Source organism: Pseudomonas sp. GD04091 (genome assembly GCF_029836165.1).
Lineage (GTDB): Bacteria > Pseudomonadota > Gammaproteobacteria > Pseudomonadales > Pseudomonadaceae > Aquipseudomonas.
Genome location: NZ_JAOEBG010000011.1, coordinates 93,502 through 116,559 on the forward strand (window position 1 = coordinate 93,502; position 23,058 = coordinate 116,559).

Genomic DNA, 23,058 nt, shown 5'->3' on the forward strand with positions numbered 1-23,058 from the left:
ACATCCATGTCCAACCTTGTCTTTCACCCCAGCGTTCTGGCCCTGGCCATCGCGGTGGGCAGCAGTGGCCTGATCGCTTCACTCCAGGCCGCCGAATCGGTCAACAGTCTGTACAGCTACGACATCGCCCCAGGGCCGCTGGGTGACACGCTCGCACGCATCGCCCGCGAGGGTGGCCAGGTGCTTTCGGCAGATCCAGCCTTGGTGCAGGGCCATCAGGCACCTGCCATTCGCGGTCAGATGAGCAGCCGTGAGGCTGCCGAGCGAGCCCTGGTCGGCAGCGGTCTGGTCCTGAGCATCACCCCGGGTGGCGCCTGGAGCCTGCAGCCCTTGTCGAGTGGCGAGTCGCTGGAGTTGGCGCCGACCCAGGTCGATGGGCGCGGAGCAGAAAGTGCCTGGGGGCCGGTTGACGGTTATGTGGCCAAGCGTACCGGCACAGCTACCAAGTCCGACACTTCCGTGCTGGAAGTGCCGCAGACCGTCAACATCGTCACCGCGCAGCAGATCACCGCCCAAGGGGCGCAGAGCGTGACCGAGGCCTTGCGCTATACCCCCGGCATTACCGGGGGTGGCTTTCCGGACCGGGTCGGCCTGTTTGACGAGGTCACCTCGCGTGGCTTCCTGCCGGCGCCCCTGTACCTCGATGGCCTGCACCTGCCGTACGGTAACGGCAGCACCGGCGGTGCGATGCAGATCGACCCTTACACCCTGGAGCGCATCGAGGTGCTCAAGGGGCCGGCCTCGGTGCTCTACGGGCAGAACCAGCCGGGCGGCATCATCAACATGGTTTCCAAACGTCCCACCGCCACACCCGTGCACGAGATCGTGTTTGGCGGTGGCAGCCAGGACCGGCGCTATGGCGCTTTCGACTTCGGTGGCCCGCTGGACCCGCAAGGCCAGTGGCTGTATCGCCTGACCGGTACCGTCACTGACAAGAATGGCGAGATCGACTATGTCGAGCAGAAGCGCTACATGCTTGCCCCCAGCCTGACCTGGATGCCCAGCGAACAACTGACCCTGACCCTGTACGGGCACTTCCAGAAAGACAACGACGTTCCCGAGGCCCAAGGGCTGCCAGCCGTCGGCACGGTCTTCAACACCCCGCACGGGCGTATCAAGCGCAGCACCTTCATCGGTGAGCCCGGCCTGAACAGCTACGACCGCGATCAGTACAGCTTCGGCTATGAACTGAGCTATGTGCTCAACGATGTCTGGACGCTGCGGCAGAACACCCGCTATGCCTCCGTGGACGACCGCTACGTTGCGCCATTGCACGGCTATCGTTTCGTCACCAACCCCAGCACCGGCGCCGACGATCAGCGCTACATGACCCGATACGGCGTGGACTGGGCGCAGAACAACAAGGTGCTGGGCATCGACAACATCGCCCAGGCGCGCTTTGCCACCGGGGATATCCAGCACACCGTGCTTATCGGCGTTGACCGCTATCACTCCAACTCCAAGTTTCTCGGCCGCTACGACTACAACGCGCCGGCCATCGACCTGTATGACCCGGTCTATGGCCAGCGGCCGAACTACGTCAATCCCAACCGTTGGGACAACACCATCGACCAGACGGGCCTGTATGTGCAGGATCAGCTCGATTGGGGGCGTTGGTTCCTCACCGTGGGGGGGCGCTATGACTGGGCCCGGACCGACAACCGCCAGCCATTGGCCGGTACCCGCAGCGGCAGCCGCGATGAGCAGTTCAGCGGTCGCGCCGGCCTGGGCTACAAGTTCGACAATGGCGTCACGCCTTACGTGAGTTACGCGGAGTCGTTCCAGCCGCTCAGTGGCACCGACGCCGAGGGCAAGCCATTCGAGCCCTCGACCGGCAAGCAGTACGAGACCGGGATCAAGTACCAGCCCGTGGGGCAGGAGAGCTTTGTGCAGTTGTCGGTGTACCAGATCGACCAACAGAACGCGTTGACTTCCAACCCCGACAACCCTACCTACAGCAATCAGTCCGGTGCGCTGCGTTCCAGGGGCGTGGAGCTGGAAGGCAAGCTCAAGGTGGCCCGCGACCTGAACGTGATCGCCTCGGTGGCGCGCAATCAGGTCAAGTTCACCAAGGACAACGATGGTCGTCAGGGGCGGCACATGGCGGGGACCTCCCCCCTGACCGCTTCGCTGTGGCTGGACTACCAGGTGCGTGGCGATTCTCCCTGGCGCGGCGTGGGGGCTGGTATCGGTGCTCGCTACGTGCGCGGCAGCGATGGCACGGACGTCGCCGAAGAACACTTCGTGACCCCGTCCTACACAGTGTTCGACGGCATGCTGTCCTATGACTTTGGCGAGTCGCCACTGCAGGTTCGCGGCCTGAAGCTGAAACTGAACATGCATAACCTGGAAGACCGCAAGTACATCAGCAGCTGCACCACCGAGCTGGACTGCTATTACGGTGAAGGGCGCACGATGACCACCGACCTGACCTACAACTGGTAAGGTCGGGCCCGCCTGTCTGCAGGTTGCAGGCAGGTGGGGCGATGGCTGCTTTTTTGCGGACAAAGAAAAAGGGCTCATCTTTCGATGAGCCCTTTTAGAAGGTGGTGGCTACACAGGGACTTGAACCCCGGACCCCAGCATTATGAATGCTATGCTCTAACCAACTGAGCTATGTAGCCAACTTGGCGCGCATTATTAGCTCGAATCGCGATCCTGTCAACAACGTTTTCAAAAAAAATTTCCGACCTTTCAAACGCTTAGCCGGCAGACTCGGTTCAGCGCACGATCAGCCAGTGCCCGAGCACCGCATGCAGGCGCAGTTGCTGATCGGCGGCCAGCCTCTCCAGGCTCTGCGCCGGGTGATCGAGGTCGAAGTCGCCGCTCACCCGGCGGTGAGCAACCTGCTCGTCCATCACCCAGACCCGCTGCCCCTGATAGCCGGCCAGGCGCTCCAGCACGTGGCCCAGGGATCTGTTGTCCGCCTTGAGCCGGCCATCGCGCCAAGCGTCGGCCGACTTGATATCGGTTTTCTCCACCAGGTTGATCCGTCCCTCGGTGAACGTAACCCGTTCGCCCGCGCTGATCATGCGCTGGTCATCCCCCTGACTGACCGTGGCCTTGCCATTGAATACCAGCAATTCGTCGTGGTCGGCGTAGCGGGCGATCTGCAGGCGGGTGCCGAACACCTGGATGCGGGTGTCATCCACCTGTACTTCCATGGCCCGGCCATCGAGCATCACCTCCAGATACACCTGCCCCTGCACCAGCTGCAGCTGCCGGGTACGAGCGCGCAGGTCGACATTCATCGCGCTGGCGCTGTCCAGGTGCAGGGTCGAGCCGTCGGCCAGGCGCACGCTGCGTCGCTCACCGCTGGCGGTGTGCAGTTCGCTGCCCCAGCGTTGCAACATGGGCCAGTAGAGCCAGACGAGGATGGCCAGCAGTGTCAGGAACGTCAGCCCAAGCCAAACACCGGCTCGGCTACGTCGCAGCGCATGGACACGCGGACGAGGTCGCGCCGAGGGTACCTGCAGTCGCTGCCAATAGGCCTCCAGTTGCGCATAGGCATGTGCATTGAGCGGATCCTGGCACCACACGCCGAAGGCCTGGCGCACGCTGTCGTCGCAGCCAGGCTGGCGCAGGCGCGCGAACCACTCCAGTGCTTCGTGTTCGGGGTCGCAGGGTGGTGGCTGCAAAGCGGGCATCGGGCTCATGGTGTGCTCGCAGGGCAGGGCGCTTTCGCCCAGCGTTTACGGGGGAAGAGAGCCAGGGATGCTAAATATATTGAGAACCATTTGCAAGTGTGTGGCCGATGGAAGGCGTGCCCAAATAAAAAGGTAGCTTCGTATCTATTTGTTTCACGATAATCGGATCCCAACCCGTGCACGGATATCCAGCTCATGGCCATCAGCAGCACCCAGACCTCCAGCGTCAGCAGTCCGACCAGCCAGACGACGCCGCTGGTGATGCGCATCATCGGTTTCTGCGCCCTGGCGCACCTGATCAACGACCTGATCCAGTCGGTGCTGCCGGCGATCTATCCCATGCTCAAGGTCAATTACGACCTGAGCTTTGCCCAGATCGGCCTGATCACCCTGACCTTCCAGGTCACCGCCTCGCTGCTGCAGCCGTGGGTCGGCTTCTTTACCGACAAGCGGCCCACCCCGAACCTGCTGCCGTTGGGCACGCTCTGCACCCTGGTGGGGATCGTGATGCTCGCCTTCGTCGGCAGCTTCCCGATGATCCTGCTGGCCTCGGCGCTGGTGGGTATCGGTTCGTCGACCTTCCACCCCGAGACCTCGCGGATTGCCCGGCTGGCTTCGGGCGGGCGTTTCGGTCTGGCGCAGTCGAGCTTCCAGGTCGGCGGCAACGCCGGTTCCGCCCTTGGTCCGCTGCTGGCGGCGGCCATCGTCATTCCGTTCGGGCAGACCCACGTGGCCTGGTTCGGCGTGGCCGGGCTGTTCTTCTTTGCCGTCACCCTGATGCTGCGCCGCTGGTACAAGGAGCACCTCAACCAGGCCAAGGCGCGCAAGGCGGTGCAGGCCACCCATGGCATCTCGCGCCAGCGGGTGATCCTGGCTCTGGTGGTGCTGGGCCTGCTGGTGTTCTCCAAGTACTTCTACATGGCCAGTTTCACCAGCTACTTCACCTTCTACCTGATCGAGAAGTTCCAGCTGTCGGTGGCCAGTTCGCAGCTGCACCTGTTCCTGTTCCTTGGCGCGGTGGCGGCCGGCACCTTCTTCGGCGGGCCGATCGGTGACCGTATCGGGCGCAAGGCGGTGATCTGGTTCTCCATCCTCGGGGTGGCGCCGTTCACCCTGGCGCTGCCGTATGCCGACCTGTTCTGGACCACCGTGCTCAGCGTGGTGATCGGCTTCGTCCTGGCTTCGGCGTTCTCGGCGATCGTCGTGTATGCCCAGGAACTGGTGCCGGGCAACGTGGGGATGATCGCCGGGATCTTCTTCGGGCTGATGTTCGGCTTCGGCGGCATTGGCGCGGCGCTGCTGGGGTATGTGGCCGACCTGCGTGGGATCGAGTACGTGTATGGGGTTTGCTCGTTCCTGCCGTTGTTTGGCTTGTTGGCGGTGTTTTTGCCGGCTACTGGCAAACGTTGAAAGTTGGCCAGGCGCATTCTATGTAGGAGCGGCCTTGCCGGGGCGTCGGACCGGTCGGAAGGCCGCAACGCGGCCCCAGCGGCATTTGTGGCGAAGCTGAGATTCTGGGGCCGCTGCGCAGCCCTTTCCGACCGGTCCGACGCCTCGGCGAGGCCGCTCCTACAGGGAAGTGTGTAGCCTTCGACGATTGACGATCCGAATCCGCATGGCCTAGAGTGCCGCCTCCTTTCATTGACCTGCGTAGTTCACGTGATGCGCCGTACCGATGTTCCCCGCCCACACCGCCAGCCTGTCGCCCCGACAGCGCGCCGTGCGTGGCCGAGCGACACGGTGCTCAAGCGTCGGCGCAGCGTGCTGTTCGCCTTCACCTTCTCGCCACACCTTGCCCTGATCTGATTCGCGCCCCTGCGTCCCGCGCCTTCCTGGCGTGACCGTGGGCGCTCGCGTTCGAACATCTTTCAGCGGATTTTCCAGTCGGCCAGGGCCAGAGCCCCTGCGCGCCGGCTTGCAAGGAGTGGTACATGAACATGCGTTTGCTGGCGGGCCTGTTGTTCGCCGTGTCGGTGGTCGGTTTCAGCCTCGGGGCGAGCCTGCCGCTGGTGTCGTTGCGCTTGCACGAGGCGGGAGCGGGGACATTGGAGATCGGCATCCTCTCGGCGATTCCGGCGGCGGGGATGATGCTCTCGGCGTTCATGGTCGATGCCTGCTGCAAGCACCTGACCCGACGCGTCATCTACCTGCTGAGTTTCAGCCTGTGCACCCTGAGCATCGCCCTGCTGGAGTGGGCGTTCGACTCGATGCTGTGGCTGGCGCTGCTGCGCCTGGGCCTCGGTATCGGCATGGGCATCGCGATCATCCTCGGCGAATCCTGGGTCAACGAGCTGTGCCCGGAGCACAACCGCGGCAAGATCATGGCCCTGTACGCCACCAGCTTCACCGGCTTCCAGGTGCTCGGCCCGGCGCTGCTGGCGCTGCTCGGCGCCGACAGCCCGTGGCTGACCGGCGTGGTCACGTTCTGCTATGGCCTGGCTCTGGTGTGCATCCTGTTCACCGTGCCCAACGATCATGTCGAGCACGAGGAGGGCGAGAAGAGTTTCGGCCTGGCCGGCTTCTTCCGCGTCGCCCCGGCCTTGTGCGTGGCGGTGCTGTTCTTCTCGTTCTTCGATGCCGTGGTGCTGTCGCTGCTGCCGGTGTACGCCACCAGCCATGGCTTTGCCGTGGGCGTGGCGGCGCTGATGGTGACCGTGGTGTTCGCCGGCGACATGATCTTCCAGCTGCCGCTGGGCTGGCTCGCCGACCGGGTCGAGCGTACCGGGTTGCACCTGGTGTGCGGGCTGGCGGCCATGGGCATTGGCATCGCGCTGCCGTGGCTGCTGCAGATGACCTGGCTGCTGTGGCCGCTGCTGGTGGTGCTCGGGGCGGTGGCCGGGGGCATCTATACCTTGGCGCTGGTGCTCATCGGGCAGCGCTTCAAGGGGCAGGACCTGGTCACGGCCAATGCCAGCGTCGGCCTGCTGTGGGGCGTGGGCAGCCTGGTCGGGCCGCTGGTCAGCGGCGCGGCGATGGATGTGGCGCCCCACGGTTTGCCCATGGCGCTGGCGCTGATGGCGGGACTGTTCGTGTGCTTTGCCCGGCAGGCGTATCGGCGGGCGGGGCGCTTGCAAGCGGCAGTGGATTGAGCGTCGGGCCTCTTCGCGGGGTTGCCCGCGAAGAGGCCGGTTCAGATGACAGTCGTCAAAAGCTCCCGCGCAAGGTCACCGACACATTGCGCGGATCCCCCCAGTAATAACCGGTCGCGGTGGCGCCCACCTGGCGGTAGTACTTCTTGTCGAAGATATTGTTGGCGTTGAGCTGCACCGAGTAGTTGTCGTTGAAGCGGTAGTTGAGCATGCCGTTGTACACCGCGTAGCCCGCCTGGCTGGCCTTGGCCGCGCCGACCCGCGAATAGATGTCGCTCTGCGCCTGCACCCCGCCGCCAATGGTCCAGGCCTCCAGGGCGCCTGGCAGGCGGTAGCTGGTGAACAGGCGCAGCATGTGCTCCGGGTCGGTGGTGCGGATGGCGTTGCCGTTGGTGCTGGCGGTGTCCTTGACCAGTTCGGTGGTGTTGTAGGTGTAGCCACCGGTCACCTGCCAGCCCGGCAGTACTTCGCCGCTCACTTCCAGGTCGATACCTTCGCTGCGGCTCTTGCCCGAGGCGATCTTGCAGTAGCCGGTGCTGCCGCTGGTGCAAGGGTTGGGGCCGTCGAAATCGTCCACCGGCGTGCCGACCTGGTTGATGCGGAACACCGCCAGCGAGGTGTTCAGGCGCCCGTCGTAGAACTCGCCCTTGATCCCCATTTCGTAGGCTTCGCCGATGACCGGATCGAGCACGGTGTTGGTCCGGTCGACCACGGTCTGCGGGTTGAAGATTTCGGTGTAGCTGGCATAGACGCTGTAGTTGTCGTTCAGGTCGTAGATCAGCGCGGCGTACGGCACGATCTTCTCGTCGACGCTGAAGGTCTTGTCGGGGCCGCTGGCGAACTCCTGCTCGTAGTCGTACCAGTTGACCCGGGCGCCGATCACCGCGGTCAGCGGATCGGCCAGGGAGATGCGCCAGGTGGCGTGGGCCGCTTCCTGGGTGGTGCGAGTGCGCAAGGGCTGCGGGATGTTGCGGACGGTCGGCTCCGGCAGGCTGTACTTGGGCTCCCAGTTACGGATGTCGTAGACCTGCGAATACACCACGCGGTTGGTGCCCGAGGCATAGGAGTCGTTGCGGATGCGCTCGACCCCGACCATCAGCTCGTGGGTGCGACCGAACAGCTCGAACGGGCCGTTGAGGGTGGCGCTCAGGTTGTTCTGCAGGCTCTCGCCGCCGTCGCCCTCGGTGACCTGGTAGTTCATCAGGTAGGGGTTGGTGGTGCTGGCGCGGGTCATGTAGGTCTGCTTGAAACCGTGGTCGTCCAGCTCGAAGTGGGTGCGCAGGGCCATCAGCTTGAGGGTCCAGTCGTTGTCGAAATGGTGCTCCAGCTCGGCGAACGACTGCAGGTTGCTGCGATCCCAGCGGTTCCAGTCAGCCCCCAGATAAGTGCTGCGGCCCAGCGGCAGCGGCGAGCCATCGAAGTTGGCGGGCAGGTTGCCCCAGGCGCCGGTGGCGTCCAGCTTGGTCCATTCGATGCCGGTGGTCAGCGTGGTGCGGTCGCTCAGGTCGAAGGCCAGTTGGCCGGAGAAGGCCTCCTTGCGCTCCATGCGCGAGTCCTGGAACAGGTCGCGGTCGTCGTGCACGGCGATCAGCCGGCCGCGCACGTTGCCGGTCTCGGTCAGCGGGCCGGAAATGTCGGCGACGTAGCGTTGCGCATTCCACGAGCCCAGGGTCACGCTGCCCTGGGCCTGGAAGTCGTGGGTCGGGCGCTTGCGTACCAGGTTGACGGTGCCGGACGGGTTGCCCGCGCCACGCAGCATGCCGGTGGCGCCACGGAGGATCTCGGCGCGGTCGATGAACGCCGAATCGCTCTGGATGAACGAGCCGCCGCCGCTGCTCTGCACCACGGTGGCGCCGTCGTACTGGATGGCGTCGATCTGGTAGCCGCGCGAGTAGTACTGCACGCGCTCGCTGTCGGTGTAGTTCACCACCACGCCGGGGGTCTGCTCCAGGAGGTTGGTGAGGTTGGTGATCTGCTGGTCGTCGATGCGCTGGCGGGTCACCACGGTGACGGACTGCGGTGTGTGGCGCAGGGACTGGGGCATCTTGCCGATGGTCACCGCGCCGGTGGTGTAGGAACCTGTGTCCTCGGTGGTTTCGCCCAGGCGGCTGCTGGAGATGGCGGTGGCGCCCAGCTCCATGGCGCCACCGACGTCCAGGGCCGGGATCAGCAGGAAGCTCTTGTCGTTTTCCTGCTGGAGCTGCACATCGCTGCCCTGGAGCAGGATCTGCAAGGCCTGCGCGCTGTCATGGCGGCCCTGTACGCCGTGGGTGGTCTTGCCTTGCAGGCTGCCGGCGTCGAACGACAGGTTCAGCCCGCCCTGGCGTGCCAGCTGGTCCAGCGCGACGGCCAGCGGGCCGGCCGGGACGTTCCAGTCGCGCTGCTGGCTCTGGCTGGCAGGCGCGGCGACGGCGTGTGTCGGCAGCAGGCCGGCACAGGCCACGCCCAGGCCGAGGGCGGTGGCGTGAATGGCTTGGCGCAGACTGGCGTGGCGAGGGAAACACGGGCGAATCATGAAACGCTCCTGAAGGTTGTTAAGACCACAGCTCGGGCTTGTTTCCTTCAGGCCGGACGAGAATGAGATTCCACCTCATTTATTTTCAAGGAAATCGCTCAGGCGGCGCCAATGCTCACCCAATAGCGGGTGCGGTAGTCGACGCGCACCGGCAGGCTGCGCGCCAGCAGCAGCAAGATCTGCTCGGTGTCGGCCAGTTGGTAGGTGCCGGAGACTTTCAGCCCGGCCACTTCAGGGGCACAGCGCAGCACGCCAGGGCGATAGCGCGACAGCTCGTCGACGAACTCGCCGAGCGGCATCTGCTGCACGCTGAGCACGCCGTCGGTCCAGCCCCAGGGGTCGCCGTGCAGCGTGGCTGGCCGATAGGTGCCCCCGGAGAAAACCTGCAGAACTTCTCCCGGTCTGACCCGGTGCTCGGCAGCGGAGGCGGGGAACAGTGTCACCTCGCCCTGGCGCACCGCCAGCAAAAGGCCCTGGGCATTTTCGCGCAGCAGCAACTGGCCACCCTGGGTGGCCAGGTCACCGACGCGGGTGTCGATGCTGAACGGCCGGTTGTCGCTGGCATTGCTGTCCAGGCTGACCTCGCCGCGCAGCAGCGTCAGCCGGCGTTGCTCGACGCTGTAGCGCAGGTCGATGGCGCTGGCGGTGTTGAGGCGGATTCGGCTGCCGTCGCTGCCCAGCAGCTCGCGGCGTTCGCCGGTGCCGGTGCGGGTGTCGGCCAGCAGCGCCGGCAGGCCCAGCGGTTCGCGCGCGACCCAGCCAGTACCCGCGGCCAGCGCCAGCACCGAGAGCAGCTTGAGGTGATCGCGCCGGCTGGTGCGCTGGCGCTCGGTGCCCGCCAGCGTGCGTCGGCTCAGCTCGCCTGGCAGGCCGGCCAGTTCGTCACCGAGGCTGCTGACCCGCTGCCAGGCCTCGGCATGCTGCGGCTGGCTGGCCAGCCAGCGCTGGAACTGCTGTTCGGTGCGCGGGCCGGGGCTGTCGTAGCGCAGCCTGACCAGCCACTCGATGGCCTGGTCGATCTGGGCCTGGGTGGGCGTCTGTTCAGGCGTCGGCATAGCGCAACCGGTAGCAGACGCCCAGCGCCCTGGCCAGGTCGCGCTCGACCGTGGCGCGGGAGACATCGAGGCGCAGGGCGATCTGGGGCAGTGTCAGGCCGTCGAGCTGGGCCATCAGGAAGGCTTGGCGTGCCCGTGGCTTGAGTCGGTGCAGGGCGAGGTCCAGGCGCTCAAGGGTATCGAGGATGATCAGCCGCTGTTCTTCGCTGGGCGCCTCTTGTTCGGGCAGGCTGGCCAGGCTCTCCAGATAGGCCTTTTCCAGGGCGCGACGGCGGAACTGGTCGATCATCAGGCCACGAGCGATGCTGCTCAGGTAGGCGCGGGGCTCCTTGAGCGGTGAGACCTGGCGGGCCTTGAGCAGGCGCACGAAGGTATCCTGGGCCAGGTCCGCGGCATGTTCCTGGCAACCCACCCGTGCTCCGAGCCAGCCGCGCAGCCAGCGGTGATGGGCTTGGTAGAGCAGATCGACCTGGGCCGGTTTCAGCGTGTCATCGATCTGCATCGTCGCAAGTGCCTGCCAGGTTAATGTGATTGTTAATAGTTCTCAATTCTAGGCGGGGCCATGCTGGCGGATCAATGGTACGCCGGCGATTCGATGCGCAAGATTGAGCGTTTCACCGATGAACGGTTGAGCTAGGCTGGGGACTGTGTTGTGTCCGAGTCCTCTCGATGATCCTTGCAGACCTTTCACCACGTGCCCTCGACGAGGCCGTCAGCTGGCTTGCCGGCCAGGATTCGGACTGGGCGCGTCATGTTGCCGCCGTGGGGCCCTGCCTGCACCGGGCCACGCCCGGACGGGAGCCGTACGAAGCGCTGGTGCGGGCCATCGCCTACCAGCAGTTGCATGCGCGAGCCGCCGAGGCGATTCTCGGGCGACTGCTGGCGTTGTTTCCCGACGTGGCGTTCCCCACGCCCGAGCAGTTGCTGGCGGTGACGCCGGAGACGATGCGCGCCTGTGGTTTCTCCGCGAGCAAGACCGCCACGCTGCACGGTATCGCCCAGGCCCGGCTGGAAGGCGTGGTGCCGTGCCGGGAGCAGGCGCTGCGGATGCCCGACGATGCGTTGGTCGAGCGCCTGGTCGCTTTGCGCGGGATCGGGCGGTGGACGGTGGAGATGCTGTTGATCTACAGCCTGGAACGTTCGGATATCCTGCCGGTGGATGACTTTGGCGTGCGTGAGGGGTATCGGCGCATGAAGGGGTTGGACAAGGCGCCGACGCCTGCGCAGATGCGCGCGTTGGGCGGCGCCTGGAGCCCGCACCGTACCGTGGCGGCCTGGTATTTGTGGCGGGCGTGAAGATGGCCCTGTCGCGGGAGCCATTGTGGGAGTGGGCTTGCCCCGCGATCTAGCGGTAAAAGCCAACGCAAGATTCGGAGTGTTCGCTTGCGGATATCCAGCCAAGCTCATCGCACTACCTGACAGGAGAGGCGCCATGCACCCCGCCCCGACCACCTACAGCACCGATGCCGAGCGTTGGCTCGCCGTGCAATCCCGCGACACCGCCGCCAGCGGCCATTTCGTCTACGCCGTGCGCACCACCGGCGTCTATTGCCAGCCCGCCTGCAAGTCGCGCCTGGCCAAGCGCGAGAACGTCGAGTTCTTCCAGGATGCCACCCAGGCCGAGGCTGCCGGCTACCGCCCTTGCAAGCGCTGCAAGGGCGGGCAGGGCAGCCGTCGAACCGACCTGGTGGCCCGTGCCTGTCGCCTGATCGAGGCCAGCGAGACTGCGCCCAACCTCGACCAGCTCGGCGCCGAGCTCAATGTCAGCCCGTTCCACCTGCACCGCCTGTTCAAGGCCGAGACCGGGCTCACCCCCAAGGCCTATGCTTCGGCCTTTCGCGCCCAGCGCCTGCGCCAGGGGCTGGACGGCGCCGCCAGGGTCACCGACGCCATCTTCGATGCCGGCTACAACTCCAACAGCCGCTTCTACGAAAGCGCCGCTGATCGGCTGGGCATGCGGCCGAAGGACTACCGCGCCGGCGGACGGGGGGTGACCATCCGCTTTGCCCTGGCCCAGTGTTCGCTGGGGGCGATCCTGGTGGCCCAGAGCGAGCGCGGCATCTGCGCCATCCTGCTCGGAGACGAGCCCGAGCCCTTGCTCAAGGACCTGCAGGACAAGTTCCCCAAGGCTCACCTGATCGGTGGCGATGACGCGTTCGAGCGGCTGGTCGCCGAAGTGGTCGGTTTCGTCGAGGCGCCGGCGCTGGGCCTGGCCCTGCCCCTGGATGTCCAGGGCACGGCGTTCCAGGAGCGGGTCTGGCAGGCGCTGCGCGAAGTCCCGCCCGGCACCCGGGTCAGCTACACCGACATCGCCGAGCGCATCGGCGCGCCGAAGGCGGTCAGGGCGGTGGCCCAGGCCTGCGCGGCCAATGCCATCGCCGTGGCCATTCCCTGTCACCGTGTGGTGCGTCGTGACGGCGACCTCAGCGGCTACCGCTGGGGTATCGAACGCAAGCGTCAGCTGCTGGACCGAGAAACGGCACTCGCCTGAGCGCCCGGAGCGCGTAGAATTCACGCCCTGTCGAGTTGTGTAGAGGAACATTCGATGAGGCGTGTCAGCCTTGACCGATTTTACGCGGGGATTTTCGTCTTGCTGCTGTGCCTGGCCATCCCGGCCTGGGCCGCGCCGGCCACGCCGGTATCGCGCCTGGCGGTAGCCGAACAGCAGGAGCTGGACGAAAACGCCAGCCTGGATGCGTTGAGCGAACGGCTCGACCAGATCCGCCAGGGCGTCACCGGCGATGCCAACGATGACCTGCTCGCGCAACTGCGCCAGTCGGCCCTGCAGGTCCAGCGCCAGGCCGATGTGCTGGCCACCCAGCGCACCGCCGACGTGCAACGCCTGGACGACCAGCTCAACGTGCTCGGCCCGCCGATGGCCGAAGAGGCCGAAAGCCTGACCCGTCAGCGCAAGCAGCTTGGCGACGAGAAGAACGCGCTGGTCGCCGAGCAGAAGGACGCCACCACCCTGGCCCAGTCGGCCCGTGACCTGTCCACGCAGATCGTCAACCTGCGCCGCAGCCTGTTCAACTCGCAGATCACCAGCCGCGCCGCCAGCCCGCTGAGCCCGGCGTTCTGGTCGAGCCTGATCCGCCCCACCGACGATGACGTGGCGCGCCTGCGCGACCTGCGCGGCGAAGTGGCCGACGCCGTGGACAGCGCCTTCAGCGCCGAGCACCGCTGGTGGTTCATCAGCGCCCTGGTGGCCGCGGTGCTGGTCTGGACCCTGGTGCGGCGGATGTTGGAGCGCCTGCTGGCCGATGCGATGGTCCGCTGGCTGCCCGAAGGGCGCCTGCGCCGCAGCGCCCTGGCGCTGGGCGTCAGCCTGGCGACCCTGGGCACCATTTCCGGTTCGGTGTCGTTGCTGCGCTGGGGCCTGGAGAGCAGCGCCGAACTGGGCACCGACCTCGCCAGCCTGACCAACCACATCCTCGCGCTGGTGATCTTCAGCGCCTTCATCTCGGGCCTGGGCCGCGCCATGCTGATGCTGCAGCGTCCGTCCTGGCGCCTGCCGCCCATCCCCGACGAAGTGGCCAGCGCCCTGGGCTGGTTCCCGAAGGTGCTGGCCTTGGCGTTGATGGTGCTGCTCACCCAGGAGCGCATCAACAGCGTGATCGGCACCAGCCTGGCGCTGACCCTGGCCACCAACGGCCTGACCGCGCTGGTGGTGTCGCTGCTGTTCGTCGTGGCCCTGGTGCGCTACCGCCGCGCCCGCCGCCTGCACGGCCTGGAGCGCCCCAAGGGGCTGGCCGGGCTGATCCCGTTCGTGATCGTGGTGTGGGTGCTGGCGATCCTGCTGACCCTGCTGGCCGGTTACCTGACGCTGGCCTACTTCCTGACGGCCAAGCTGCTGTGGGTCAGCGTGGTGGTGACCTGTGCCTACCTGCTGGTGACGGTGTTCGGCGACCTGTGCGAGACCTTGCTGTCGCCGCGTCAGCCAGGTGGCCTGGCGCTGGCCTCGGCGCTCGGTCTGCAGCAACGGCACCAGGCCCAGGCCAGCACGGTGCTGGCGGGCATCGGCCGCACGCTGCTGCTGTTCGCCGCCGCGCTGCTGGTGTTCATGCCCTCGGGCACCAGCCCCGGCGAGCTGCTGCTGAGCCTGGCCGACTGGGACGGCACCGGCGGCAAGGTGCTGGGCAACCTGAACATCGTGCCCCAGGACATCTTCCTCGCCGTGGCCATCTTCCTCGGTGGCTGGTTCGCCATTCGCGTGGTCAAGCGCTGGCTGAGCGAGCGCCTGCTGCCGGAAACCGACATGGACGCGGGTATGCGAGCGTCCCTGGTGACCCTGGTCGGCTACCTGGGCTTCCTGTTCCTGGCCATGCTGGTGATGTCCACCCTGCACATCAACCTGACCAGCCTGACCTGGGTGGTCAGTGCGCTGTCGGTGGGTATCGGTTTCGGCCTGCAGCAGATCGTGCAGAACTTCATTTCCGGCCTGATCCTGCTCACCGAGCGCCCGGTGAAGGTGGGCGACTGGGTCAGCCTGGCCGGTGTCGAGGGCGATATCCGTCGGATCAACGTGCGAGCCACCGAGATCCAGATGGCGGACCGTTCGACGGTGATCGTGCCCAACTCGCAGTTCATCTCGCAGAACGTGCGCAACGTGACCATGGCCAATGCCCTGGGGGTGGTCGGCATCACCCTCACGCTGCCGCTGGAGACCGATGCCAACCATGTGCGCGAGCTGCTGCTCAAGGCTTACAAGGAGCACGAGTCGATCCTCGATGCGCCGGCCAGTTCGGTGACGTTCAAGGACCTGACCACCAGCGGCATGGTGATCGCGGTGAGTGGCTATGTGGCTTCGCCGCGGCAGGTGTCCAACGCTCGCAGCGATCTGTTGTTCACCATCCTCGGGCAGCTGCGCGACGAGGGCATCGCCCTGTCGTCGCCGGCGAGCATGGTGCTGGTGCAGGAGACCGGGCGCCCGGCCGACGAGCCGGCGTGATGCCCTTTGGGGCTGCTTTGCAGCCCTTTCGCCGGCAAGCCGGCTCCCACAGCAATGGTGCAAGACTCAAGGTCAGTGCGATCTCTGTGGGAGCAGGCTTGCCCGCGAAGCGTGGGCGGCGCTCGATCTCATAGGCGCTGCAACGCTCCCGTCTAACCCAGGCAGCGGGTCACATGCTTCACCGACTGATACCCCGCCAATCCCCAGGGCCCGAGCTCGCGCCCGATACCGCTGCCCTTGGTGCCACCCCACGAAGTCTCGACGAACACCGCCTGTATGGAGTTGATCCACACATGGCCCACTTCCAGCGCGTCGGCCACACGCTCGGCGCGTTCCAGGTCGGCGGAGCAGACGGTGGCGACCAGCCCGAAGCGGCTGTCGTTGGCTTGGGCGATGGCTTCGGCTTCGCTGGCGAAGCGCCGTGCGCACAGCACCGGTCCGAAGATTTCCTCGCCCCACAGGCGGCTGCTCTGGGGCACATCGACGTACAGCGTCGGGCTGACGAACCAGCCATCGCGGTCCAGCGCCTTGCCGCCGGCCAGGCACTTCAGGCCCTCTTCGCGGGCGGTGGCGAAATAGCCGGCGACCTTGAGCCACTGCGCCTGGCTGGTCAGCGGGCCCATGTCCACTTCTTCAACCAGCGGGTTGCCGATGCGCAACGCCTCCAGTGCTGCCTGCAAGCGTGGCAGCAGGGCCTCGGCGATACCGTCCTGCACCAGCAGGCGCGAGGTGGCCGAGCACATCTGCCCGGCGTTCCAGGTGATGCCGGCAACGATCCACTCCACCGCCTGGTCCAGGTCGCAATCGTCGAACACCACGATGGCCGACTTGCCGCCCAGCTCGAGGGTCACCGGTCGGCACTGGGCCGCGGCGGCGCGCATCACCTGGCTGCCAACACCGTTGCTGCCAGTGAATGAAAGCTTGTCCAGACCGGTGTGGCCACTGAGGGCGGCGCCGGTCTCGGCCTTGCCGTTGACGATGTTCAGCACGCCGGCCGGCAGGCCCAGCGCTTCGGCGATCTGGCCGTAGGCCTGTTCGATCAGTGGCGTGACCTCGGACGGCTTGAGCACCACGGTGCAGCCGGCGGCCAGGGCCGGGGCGAGTTTCCAGGCACTGGTCACCAGCGGGAAATTCCACGGCACGATCAGGCCCACCACCCCCACCGGCTCGAGGCGGGTGCGGGCGCTGAAGCCCGGCGCCGCCAGGGGCACGTCGCGGTTCTTCGCCGGCAGCTGCTCGGCGAGGCCTGCGTAGTAGGCGAAGGTGGCGATGGCGTCGTCCAGGTCGATCTCGGCCTCGTGGCGCGGCTTGCCGTTGTTGCGCATCTGCAGGGCGATCAGTTCGTCGCGGCGCTGGCCCAGCTGTTCGGCGAAGCCGCGCAGGTAAGTCGCGCGCTCGGCGGCGCTGACCGTCTTCCAGGACGCCAAAGCGCGGCGTGCGGCGGCCACGGCCTGGTCGACCTGGGCCGCGCTGGCGGCCATCAGTTCGGCGAACGGCTGGCCGTCGGCGGGGTTGTGGACGACGATGCAGTCGTTGCCCTGGCCTTCGACCCAAAGGCCGTCGATGTAATGAGGAGTGGTCATGGTCGGATTCCAGTCAGGCCATTTCGGCGGTGGTGACGGGCTTGATGGGCGTGCTTTTGCAGCGCACCCAGCGCGGGCCTCGGGGGCCATACACGCCAGCCGGTTCGGGGAACAGGTTGAGCAGGATCAGGTACAGCACGCCGGCGATGCCGAGGGTTACCGGCAGGCTCAGGTCGATGCCACCGGCAAGCGTGCCCAGCGGGCCGACGAACTGCCCCGGCAGGTTGACGAAGCACAGGCCGATGGCCGCGCCGGGGATCCACGCGCCCATGCCGCGCCAGTTCCAGCCGTGGTCGAACCAGTAGTGGCCGCCTTGCTGGCCTCGGGTGAACACCTGCAGGTCATCGGGGTGGTAGAAGCCACGGCGGGTGATCAGGCCGAGGATCATGATCACCATCCAGGGGCTTGTGCAGGTGATGATCAGCACGGCGAAGGTCGACACGCTTTGCACCAGATTGAAGGTGAAGCGGCCGATGAAGATGAAACCGATGGCCAGCACGCCGATCAGCAGGGTGGCGGCGGCGCGGCTGAGCAGACGCGGGAACACGCTGGACATGTCCAGGCCGGTGCCATACAGCGCCGTGGTGCCGGTGGACATGCCGCCGATCACCGCGATCAGGCACACCGGCAGGAAGAACCAGCCCGGCGAGATCGCCAGCAGGCCGCCGACGTAGTTGTTGGCGGCGATGTAGTCCGGGGCCTGGCTGGCCACCAGGGTCGCCGTGCACAGGCCGAACAGGAACGGGATCAGCGTGGCCGCCTGGGCGAGGATCACCGCCAGCATGATGCGCGCCTTGGGCGTTTCCCTCGGGATGTAGCGCGACCAGTCACCGAGGAAGGCGCCGAACGACACCGGGTTGCTCATGGCCAGGATCGCCGCGCCGACGAACGCCGCCCAGAAGCCGGCCTGGCCGAGGTTGACACTGCCGGCGTAGCCCGCGTCGAAGGGGCCGGCGAAGGCGAAGATGCCCAGCAGGAACAGCAGGCTCGAGGCCCATACCGCGATCTTGTTGACCCACAGCATGAAACGGAAGCCGAAGATGCACACCACCAGCACCAGCACCGCGAACAGGCCGTAGGCCAGGCCCAGGGTGAGGTCGGTCTCCGGCAGGCCGACCAGGCGCTTGGCGCCGCCGACCAGGGCATCGCCCGAGCTCCACACCGACAGCGAGAAGAACGCGACGGCTGTCAGCAGCGACAGGAACGAGCCGACGATGCGCCCGTGCACGCCGAAGTGCGCGCCGGACGATACGGCGTTGTTGGTGCCGTTGAGGGCGCCGAACAGGCCCATGGGCGCGAGGATCAGCGCGCCGACGCCGACGCCGAGCAGGATCGCCCAGGCTCCGGCCTGGAACGACAGCCCGAACAGCACCGGGAAGCTGCCCAGCACGGCGGTGGCGAAGGTGTTGGCGCCGCCGAAGATCAGGCGGAACAGGTCCAGCGGGGCGGCGTCGCGTTGATCGTCGGGGATCTGTTCGACGCCATTGGTCTCGATACCGGTCGAGTGGCTCATGGTGATGCTCCAGCGCGAATGTTGTCGGCCGTCGGGCGGCCTTGTTGTGGGTGCGATGGCAGTGCGGCAGGGCCGCTTCAAGGGGCGATCAGGCCGGCGATACGACCGACAGGTGCTCGTGGCAGGCCAGCCAGCGCTCACCGTGCAGGCGCAAGACGATGGTCTCGCGTTCGTTGAGGTCGAGGATTTCGCCGGCGACGCGCAGGCGCGTGGCCACATCGTGCATGAAAATCGCCACGTCGCCCTGCAGGCTCACCTGGGCGTTGCTCGACTCGCAGCCGAGCACGGCGAAGTCATCCGCCTGCCAGCTGGCCCAGAGGTCTTCGTAGGCGCGGCGCGACAGCAGCGGTTGCGCCAAGGTGTGGAAGAGGAAGGTGGCGTCTTCGCTGAAGCAGGCGAAGTAGCGGGCGGTGTCGTTGCTGGCGAAGGCGGCGACGAGGTCGGCGGCGGCCTGCCGTACCTGGAGTGTCTGGTCCACGGGAGTGGCCTCACGGTTTCTTGTGATTGTTGGTGAAGCGATTCTGGTGGGGGCGGGCGGGGGGACAAATCGCTGCGGGCAAATAATCAGTTCAGGAAATCGTGAACCAAGGCTCTGCCCTGGCGGAGCCCGTGGCCAAGGTGTCGGCAGCCTCGCCACATGACGTGCTGGCCGCTCGCTCCCACAGGGCCGCTGGCCCGGCCATCGTTCCCTCAGTGCAACTCTGAGGGTTCACCCATGGACCTACCGGCCCACGCCCCCTGCCTCTACCGTTAGGCCTGTTGCCCGCTGGGCCACAGGCCGCGCGGGCTGCTTCGGCACAGGTCGATTTATCGAGGTCACCGACTGACGGTCGTCCCGTTCAGCCTGTGTTGCCTACTCTCATAATCCCCACTGTGGACTTGTGGGTCGCGGTCCCTCCGCACTGGCCAGGATGGCCTGTTCTCCAAACCAACGAGGAGAGAACGATGAGCAATTTCTCGCAAGCCGCCAACTTCGAAGGTCAGGCGCCACGTATCGACCCCGACAACGCCACGATGCTGCTGATCGATCACCAGAGCGGTCTGTTCCAGACGGTCAAGGACATGCCCATGACCGAACTGCGGGCCAATGCCATCACCCTGGCCAAGATCGCCAGCCTGGCGAAGATCCCCGTCATCACCACCGCATCGGTGCCGCAAGGTCCCAACGGCCCGTTGATTCCGGAAATCCATGAGGCCGCGCCACACGCGAAGTACGTGGCCCGCAAAGGCGAGATCAACGCCTGGGACAACCCTGAGTTCGTCGCCGCGGTGAAGGCCACCGGGCGCAAGCAACTGATCATTGCCGGGACCATCACCAGCGTGTGCATGGCGTTTCCCAGCATCAGCGCGGTGGCCGCCGGCTACCAGGTGTTCGCTGTCATCGACGCGTCAGGCACCTACTCCAAGATGGCCCAGGAAGTGACCCTGGCGCGGGTGGTCCAGGCCGGGGTGGTGCCGATGGACACCGCCGCCGTCTGCTCGGAAGTGCAACGCACCTGGAACCGCCCGGACGCCGCCCAGTGGGCCGAAGCCTACAGCTCGGTGTTCCCGCACTACCAGCTGCTGATCGAGAGCTACATGAAGGCCCAGGCGGTCGTCACCCAGAACGAGCAGCTGGATTCGCAGCGCAGCTGAGCCACGCCTTTCAATCCAAGCAAGGAGAAGCATCATGGCATTTCAATACAAGCGTCTGGACAAGAACGACGCCGCGGTCCTGCTGGTCGACCACCAGACCGGGCTGCTGTCGCTGGTGCGCGACATCGACCCGGATCGGTTCAAGAACAATGTGCTGGCTCTCGCGGACCTGGCCAAGTACTTCAAGCTGCCGACCATCCTCACCACCAGCTTCGAGACCGGCCCCAACGGCCCGCTGGTGCCCGAGCTCAAGGAACAGTTCCCCGAGGCGCCGTATATCGCTCGGCCCGGCAACATCAATGCCTGGGACAACGAGGACTTCGTCAAGGCGGTGAAGGCCACCGGCAAGAAACAGCTGATCATCGCTGGTGTGGTCACCGAGGTCTGCGTGGCCTTCCCGGCGCTGTCGGCACTGGAAGAGGGCTTCGACGTGTTCGTGGTCACCGACGCCTCGGGCACCTTCAACGAGCTGACCCGCGACTCGGCCTGGCGCCGCATGGAGGCCGCCGGCGCGCAGCTGATGACCTGGTTCGGCGTGGCCTGCGAGCTGCACCGCGACTGGCGCAACGACATCGAAGGATTGGGCACGCTGTTCTCCAACCACATTCCCGACTACCGTAACCTGATGACCAGCTACAGCAAGCTGGCGAAGTAACGGTGTGTCCGGGCCCCGTTACCGGGGTCCGGGCCCGCCCTGTGGGTTACGAGGTAATGGATGGCTCCACTGATTGCCTACTTCAGGCTTGCCCTGCGCCCCGGGCGCGACGTGCTGCTGTTCGCGCTGCGCACGGTGGTGGCGGGCCTGCTGTGTCTCTACCTGGCGTTCGTGTTCGACCTGGAACAACCGAAATGGGCACTGATGACGGTCATCATCATCAGCCTGCCGCTGGCCGGCATGACCCTCAAGCGCAGCCTCGCCCAGGTGCTCGGCACCGTGGTCGGCGCGGCGGTGGCCGTGCTGCTGATGGCGCTGTTCGCGCAGATGCCGTACACCCTGGTGGTCAGCCTGGCGTTGTGGCTGGGGCTGTGCACCGCCGGTGGAACCTTGCTGCGCTACACCGATTCCCATGCCTTCGTGCTCAGCGGCTTCACCGCCGTGGTGGTGGCCATGCTGGCCGTGCCCGAACCCGAAGGCACCTTTCTGCTGGCTGTCACGCGGGTCACCGAGACCTTGCTGGCGGTGGCCTGCGTGGCCGTGGTCAGCCTGCTGACGGCCCGCCCCCAGCCCGTGGCCAACAGCTATTTCGCCAAGGTCGACAGCCTGCTGAAACTGATCGCCCAGCATGCCGCCGAGGTGATCCGCACCGAGGAGGACGAAGCCGCGTTCGGTCAGCGCCAGGCCCGGCTGATCGCCGAGGTCAGCGCACTGGAGGGGTTGCGTCGGCACCTGTATTTCGACGCCCCGCACCTGCGCAGCGGCGATGGGTTGGTGCAACTGTTCGCCAACCAGCTGGTGCTGCTGGTTTCGCGCCTGCTGGTGCTGCGTCAGCAGCGCGAGCTGGTCAAGGCGCACTGGCAGGGGCCGCTGCCGACGGATATCCAGGTGCTGCGCGACGCCGAACTGGCGAGCCTGGATGCGCTGGCGCGTGACGGCATGGCACTTTCGGCAGTGGACCGCGAGGCCCTGCGCACCCTGCACAAGGGGTTCGATGACGCCGCCGACCGTGCCGAGTTTCTCAACGAGCCGCTGCCCCCGCAGCTGCGCGCCCTGGCCTGGGCCTTGCGCTGGGAGCAGGCGCGCCTGTTGCAGCAACTGGACGAGCTGATCGAGCTGAACGAAGCGATCCAGCAGGGCCGCCTGGCCAGTTGCCCCCGGCAGCAGAGCCGCGCCAGCACCCTGCACCTGGACTGGCCCCTGGCGGCGATGAACGCCGTGCGCGCCTGCCTGGCGCTGTTGCTGATCGGCGGGTTGTGGATCGAGAGCGCCTGGGATGGCGCGCGCTCGGCGGTGATCCTGATGGGCGTGATGTGTTCGCTGATGGCGACCTTGCCCCGGCCGCTGCTGGCCAGCCAGAACTACAACCGCGGGCTGCTGGTGGGCATGGGCCTGTCGGCGCTCTATCAGTTCGCCGTGCTGCCGCTGTTCACCGACTTCGAGATGCTTGCCCTGTGCCTGGCGCCGCTGCTGTACCTGGCGGCGGTCGGCCTGGCCAACCCGATGACCGCCGGGATCGGCATGGGTATCGGCCTGATCAGCCTGCTGATGATCGGGCCGCAGAATGTCGGGGCCTATCACAACAGCGATATCCAGTGGTTCGAGTTCGCCGGCGGCTACCTGGCGGCCGGGGTGCTGGCGATGGCCGTGTTCGCGCTGGTGTTCCCGTTCAATGCGCAGAAACGCATCGCCCGATTGTTCCGCCAGACCCGTGAGGATGTCCGCCGTCAGGTGCTCGAGAGCGGTTCGCTGGCCGGGCAGTTCGCTTTCGAGAGCCTGCTGCTCGATCGCCTGTCGGCGCTGATTGGCCTGCTGCCGGCGGCCCCGGACGCCGCCTCTCGCGAGCGCGTCGAATGCGCACTGGTGTGCCCGGCGCTGGCCATCGCCCTGGGTCAGGCGCGCACCCTGTGCAACAGCGACCTGGAGTTGCCCTCGGCGACCCGGGCACGATTGCGAGAAAGCTTGCAGGGTGTTGCCGATTTCATCGGCGGCCAGGGCGCGGTGGCGCTCGATCCGCTGTTGCGTGAGCTGAGCGACCAGGCGCAGGTGCTCGATGCCCTGCATGGAGCGCAAGGGCAGATGGGCCGCGAGGCATTGCGCCGCCTGTTCATCCTGCGGGTCGCGCTGGCGGTGGCCGGGCAGTTGCTGACGCGCTATCGCCGGGTGCTGGAGCCTGAAGGATCGCGGGCGTTGCCGGAGGTGGCCGATGCCCATTGATTTCGAGCTGGGCGGGGTCTACCTGCCGCCCATCGCCCAGGCACTGCTGCTGGCGCTGCCGCTGTTTCTGCTGGTCGATGTCCTGTTGCGTCGGATGGGCGTACTGGCATTCGCCTGGCATCCGGCGCTGTTCCAGGGCGCCGTGTACACCGCGATCTGCGCGGCGTTGCTGTTGTGGATGGGAGTGAGCGTGTAGATGTC

18 protein-coding genes and 1 tRNA gene are annotated in these 23,058 nt (G+C 66.4%); 11 read left to right on the plus strand and 8 right to left on the minus strand.

What is annotated here, in order from left to right; genetic code table 11:
* Positions 1-6: 6 nt before the first annotated feature.
* On the plus strand, positions 7-2,445 hold the full coding sequence (locus N7422_RS15305) for a TonB-dependent siderophore receptor (RefSeq protein ID WP_279807318.1): 2,439 nt from the start codon (positions 7-9) through the stop codon (positions 2,443-2,445).
* A gap of 102 nt (positions 2,446-2,547) precedes the next feature.
* On the opposite strand, the gene N7422_RS15310 is transcribed toward N7422_RS15305, so the two are convergent.
* Both N7422_RS15310 and N7422_RS15315 read right to left on the minus strand, forming a co-directional pair.
* Positions 2,548-2,624 (minus strand) — tRNA-Met (locus N7422_RS15310).
* 96 nt (positions 2,625-2,720) lie between these two features.
* Entirely contained in the window at positions 2,721-3,656 is a 936-nt protein-coding gene (locus N7422_RS15315; RefSeq protein ID WP_279807319.1) for a FecR domain-containing protein, read from the minus strand.
* A gap of 186 nt (positions 3,657-3,842) precedes the next feature.
* Between N7422_RS15315 and N7422_RS15320 the strand changes: the two genes are divergently transcribed.
* The 3 genes from N7422_RS15320 (at position 3,843) to N7422_RS15330 (ending at position 6,736) form a co-directional block, all read left to right on the plus strand.
* Complete coding sequence (locus N7422_RS15320; protein ID WP_279807320.1) at positions 3,843-5,057, plus strand: MFS transporter; 1,215 nt, start codon at positions 3,843-3,845, stop codon at positions 5,055-5,057.
* Between the two features lie 252 nt (positions 5,058-5,309).
* On the plus strand, positions 5,310-5,453 hold the full coding sequence (locus N7422_RS15325; RefSeq protein WP_279807321.1) for a hypothetical protein: 144 nt from the start codon (positions 5,310-5,312) through the stop codon (positions 5,451-5,453).
* A 125-nt stretch (positions 5,454-5,578) separates the two neighbouring features.
* Positions 5,579-6,736 carry an MFS transporter gene (locus N7422_RS15330; RefSeq protein WP_279807322.1) on the plus strand — a complete coding sequence of 386 codons (1,158 nt, stop codon included), beginning with the start codon at positions 5,579-5,581 and terminating at the stop codon, positions 6,734-6,736.
* 55 nt (positions 6,737-6,791) lie between these two features.
* Here the strand turns inward: N7422_RS15330 and N7422_RS15335 are convergent, their stop codons facing one another.
* The 3 genes from N7422_RS15335 to N7422_RS15345 form a co-directional block, all read right to left on the minus strand.
* Positions 6,792-9,251, minus strand: coding sequence for a TonB-dependent siderophore receptor (locus N7422_RS15335; protein WP_279807323.1), 2,460 nt, complete (start codon positions 9,249-9,251; stop codon positions 6,792-6,794).
* 98 nt (positions 9,252-9,349) lie between these two features.
* Positions 9,350-10,306 carry a FecR domain-containing protein gene (locus N7422_RS15340; RefSeq protein WP_279807324.1) on the minus strand — a complete coding sequence of 319 codons (957 nt, stop codon included), beginning with the start codon at positions 10,304-10,306 and terminating at the stop codon, positions 9,350-9,352.
* The gene (locus N7422_RS15345) at positions 10,293-10,808 is read right to left on the minus strand and encodes a sigma-70 family RNA polymerase sigma factor (RefSeq protein WP_279807325.1); all 516 of its coding nucleotides are present in this window, start codon (positions 10,806-10,808) and stop codon (positions 10,293-10,295) included. Before N7422_RS15345 ends, N7422_RS15340 begins: the two co-directional genes overlap by 14 nt.
* Positions 10,809-10,975: 167 nt before the next feature.
* Here N7422_RS15345 and N7422_RS15350 point away from each other — a divergent pair, with 167 nt between their 5' ends.
* The 3 genes from N7422_RS15350 to N7422_RS15360 all read left to right on the plus strand — a co-directional run bounded on the left by N7422_RS15350 (position 10,976) and on the right by N7422_RS15360 (position 15,254).
* Positions 10,976-11,602 carry a DNA-3-methyladenine glycosylase gene (locus tag N7422_RS15350; RefSeq protein WP_279807326.1) on the plus strand — a complete coding sequence of 209 codons (627 nt, stop codon included), beginning with the start codon at positions 10,976-10,978 and terminating at the stop codon, positions 11,600-11,602.
* A 136-nt stretch (positions 11,603-11,738) separates the two neighbouring features.
* Positions 11,739-12,797 (plus strand): bifunctional DNA-binding transcriptional regulator/O6-methylguanine-DNA methyltransferase Ada, encoded by a 1,059-nt coding sequence (gene ada / locus N7422_RS15355; protein WP_279807327.1) that lies wholly within the window; start codon positions 11,739-11,741, stop codon positions 12,795-12,797.
* A gap of 54 nt (positions 12,798-12,851) precedes the next feature.
* Positions 12,852-15,254, plus strand: coding sequence for a DUF3772 domain-containing protein (locus N7422_RS15360; RefSeq protein ID WP_279807328.1), 2,403 nt, complete (start codon positions 12,852-12,854; stop codon positions 15,252-15,254).
* A gap of 152 nt (positions 15,255-15,406) precedes the next feature.
* Here the strand turns inward: N7422_RS15360 and N7422_RS15365 are convergent, their stop codons facing one another.
* From N7422_RS15365 to N7422_RS15375, 3 genes are all read right to left on the minus strand, one after another.
* Positions 15,407-16,837, minus strand: coding sequence for an aldehyde dehydrogenase family protein (locus N7422_RS15365; protein ID WP_279807329.1), 1,431 nt, complete (start codon positions 16,835-16,837; stop codon positions 15,407-15,409).
* Positions 16,838-16,850: 13 nt separating this feature from the next.
* A complete protein-coding gene (locus N7422_RS15370) occupies positions 16,851-18,350 on the minus strand; it encodes a cytosine permease (protein ID WP_279807330.1) in 1,500 nt (499 codons plus the stop codon).
* Positions 18,351-18,438: 88 nt separating this feature from the next.
* Complete coding sequence (locus tag N7422_RS15375; protein ID WP_279807331.1) at positions 18,439-18,828, minus strand: nuclear transport factor 2 family protein; 390 nt, start codon at positions 18,826-18,828, stop codon at positions 18,439-18,441.
* Between the two features lie 467 nt (positions 18,829-19,295).
* Between N7422_RS15375 and N7422_RS15380 the strand changes: the two genes are divergently transcribed.
* Genes N7422_RS15380 through N7422_RS15395 form a run of 4 tightly spaced genes read left to right on the plus strand, consistent with a single transcriptional unit; the run spans position 19,296 to position 23,053 of the window.
* Positions 19,296-19,985, plus strand: coding sequence for a hydrolase (locus N7422_RS15380; protein WP_279807332.1), 690 nt, complete (start codon positions 19,296-19,298; stop codon positions 19,983-19,985).
* A 34-nt stretch (positions 19,986-20,019) separates the two neighbouring features.
* Positions 20,020-20,640 carry an isochorismate family cysteine hydrolase YcaC gene (ycaC, locus tag N7422_RS15385; RefSeq protein WP_279807333.1) on the plus strand — a complete coding sequence of 207 codons (621 nt, stop codon included), beginning with the start codon at positions 20,020-20,022 and terminating at the stop codon, positions 20,638-20,640.
* 60 nt (positions 20,641-20,700) lie between these two features.
* A complete protein-coding gene (locus N7422_RS15390; protein WP_279807334.1) occupies positions 20,701-22,857 on the plus strand; it encodes an FUSC family protein in 2,157 nt (718 codons plus the stop codon).
* On the plus strand, positions 22,847-23,053 hold the full coding sequence (locus N7422_RS15395; protein WP_279807335.1) for a DUF1656 domain-containing protein: 207 nt from the start codon (positions 22,847-22,849) through the stop codon (positions 23,051-23,053). The genes N7422_RS15390 and N7422_RS15395 overlap by 11 nt, the downstream gene beginning before the upstream one ends.
* Positions 23,054-23,058 lie beyond the last annotated feature (5 nt).

What these genes read in the sequence shown, in the direction of transcription:
- N7422_RS15305 (WP_279807318.1), top strand. Translation starts at nt 7, where the DNA reads ATGTCCAACCTTGTCTTTCACCCCAGCGTTCTGGCCCTGGCCATCGCG.
- N7422_RS15315 (WP_279807319.1), bottom strand. Translation starts at nt 3,656, where the DNA reads ATGAGCCCGATGCCCGCTTTGCAGCCACCACCCTGCGACCCCGAACAC.
- N7422_RS15320 (WP_279807320.1), top strand. Translation starts at nt 3,843, where the DNA reads ATGGCCATCAGCAGCACCCAGACCTCCAGCGTCAGCAGTCCGACCAGC.
- N7422_RS15325 (WP_279807321.1), top strand. Translation starts at nt 5,310, where the DNA reads ATGCGCCGTACCGATGTTCCCCGCCCACACCGCCAGCCTGTCGCCCCG.
- N7422_RS15330 (WP_279807322.1), top strand. Translation starts at nt 5,579, where the DNA reads ATGAACATGCGTTTGCTGGCGGGCCTGTTGTTCGCCGTGTCGGTGGTC.
- N7422_RS15335 (WP_279807323.1), bottom strand. Translation starts at nt 9,251, where the DNA reads ATGATTCGCCCGTGTTTCCCTCGCCACGCCAGTCTGCGCCAAGCCATT.
- N7422_RS15340 (WP_279807324.1), bottom strand. Translation starts at nt 10,306, where the DNA reads ATGCCGACGCCTGAACAGACGCCCACCCAGGCCCAGATCGACCAGGCC.
- N7422_RS15345 (WP_279807325.1), bottom strand. Translation starts at nt 10,808, where the DNA reads ATGCAGATCGATGACACGCTGAAACCGGCCCAGGTCGATCTGCTCTAC.
- N7422_RS15350 (WP_279807326.1), top strand. Translation starts at nt 10,976, where the DNA reads ATGATCCTTGCAGACCTTTCACCACGTGCCCTCGACGAGGCCGTCAGC.
- ada (WP_279807327.1), top strand. Translation starts at nt 11,739, where the DNA reads ATGCACCCCGCCCCGACCACCTACAGCACCGATGCCGAGCGTTGGCTC.
- N7422_RS15360 (WP_279807328.1), top strand. Translation starts at nt 12,852, where the DNA reads ATGAGGCGTGTCAGCCTTGACCGATTTTACGCGGGGATTTTCGTCTTG.
- N7422_RS15365 (WP_279807329.1), bottom strand. Translation starts at nt 16,837, where the DNA reads ATGACCACTCCTCATTACATCGACGGCCTTTGGGTCGAAGGCCAGGGC.
- N7422_RS15370 (WP_279807330.1), bottom strand. Translation starts at nt 18,350, where the DNA reads ATGAGCCACTCGACCGGTATCGAGACCAATGGCGTCGAACAGATCCCC.
- N7422_RS15380 (WP_279807332.1), top strand. Translation starts at nt 19,296, where the DNA reads ATGAGCAATTTCTCGCAAGCCGCCAACTTCGAAGGTCAGGCGCCACGT.
- ycaC (WP_279807333.1), top strand. Translation starts at nt 20,020, where the DNA reads ATGGCATTTCAATACAAGCGTCTGGACAAGAACGACGCCGCGGTCCTG.
- N7422_RS15390 (WP_279807334.1), top strand. Translation starts at nt 20,701, where the DNA reads ATGGCTCCACTGATTGCCTACTTCAGGCTTGCCCTGCGCCCCGGGCGC.
- N7422_RS15395 (WP_279807335.1), top strand. Translation starts at nt 22,847, where the DNA reads ATGCCCATTGATTTCGAGCTGGGCGGGGTCTACCTGCCGCCCATCGCC.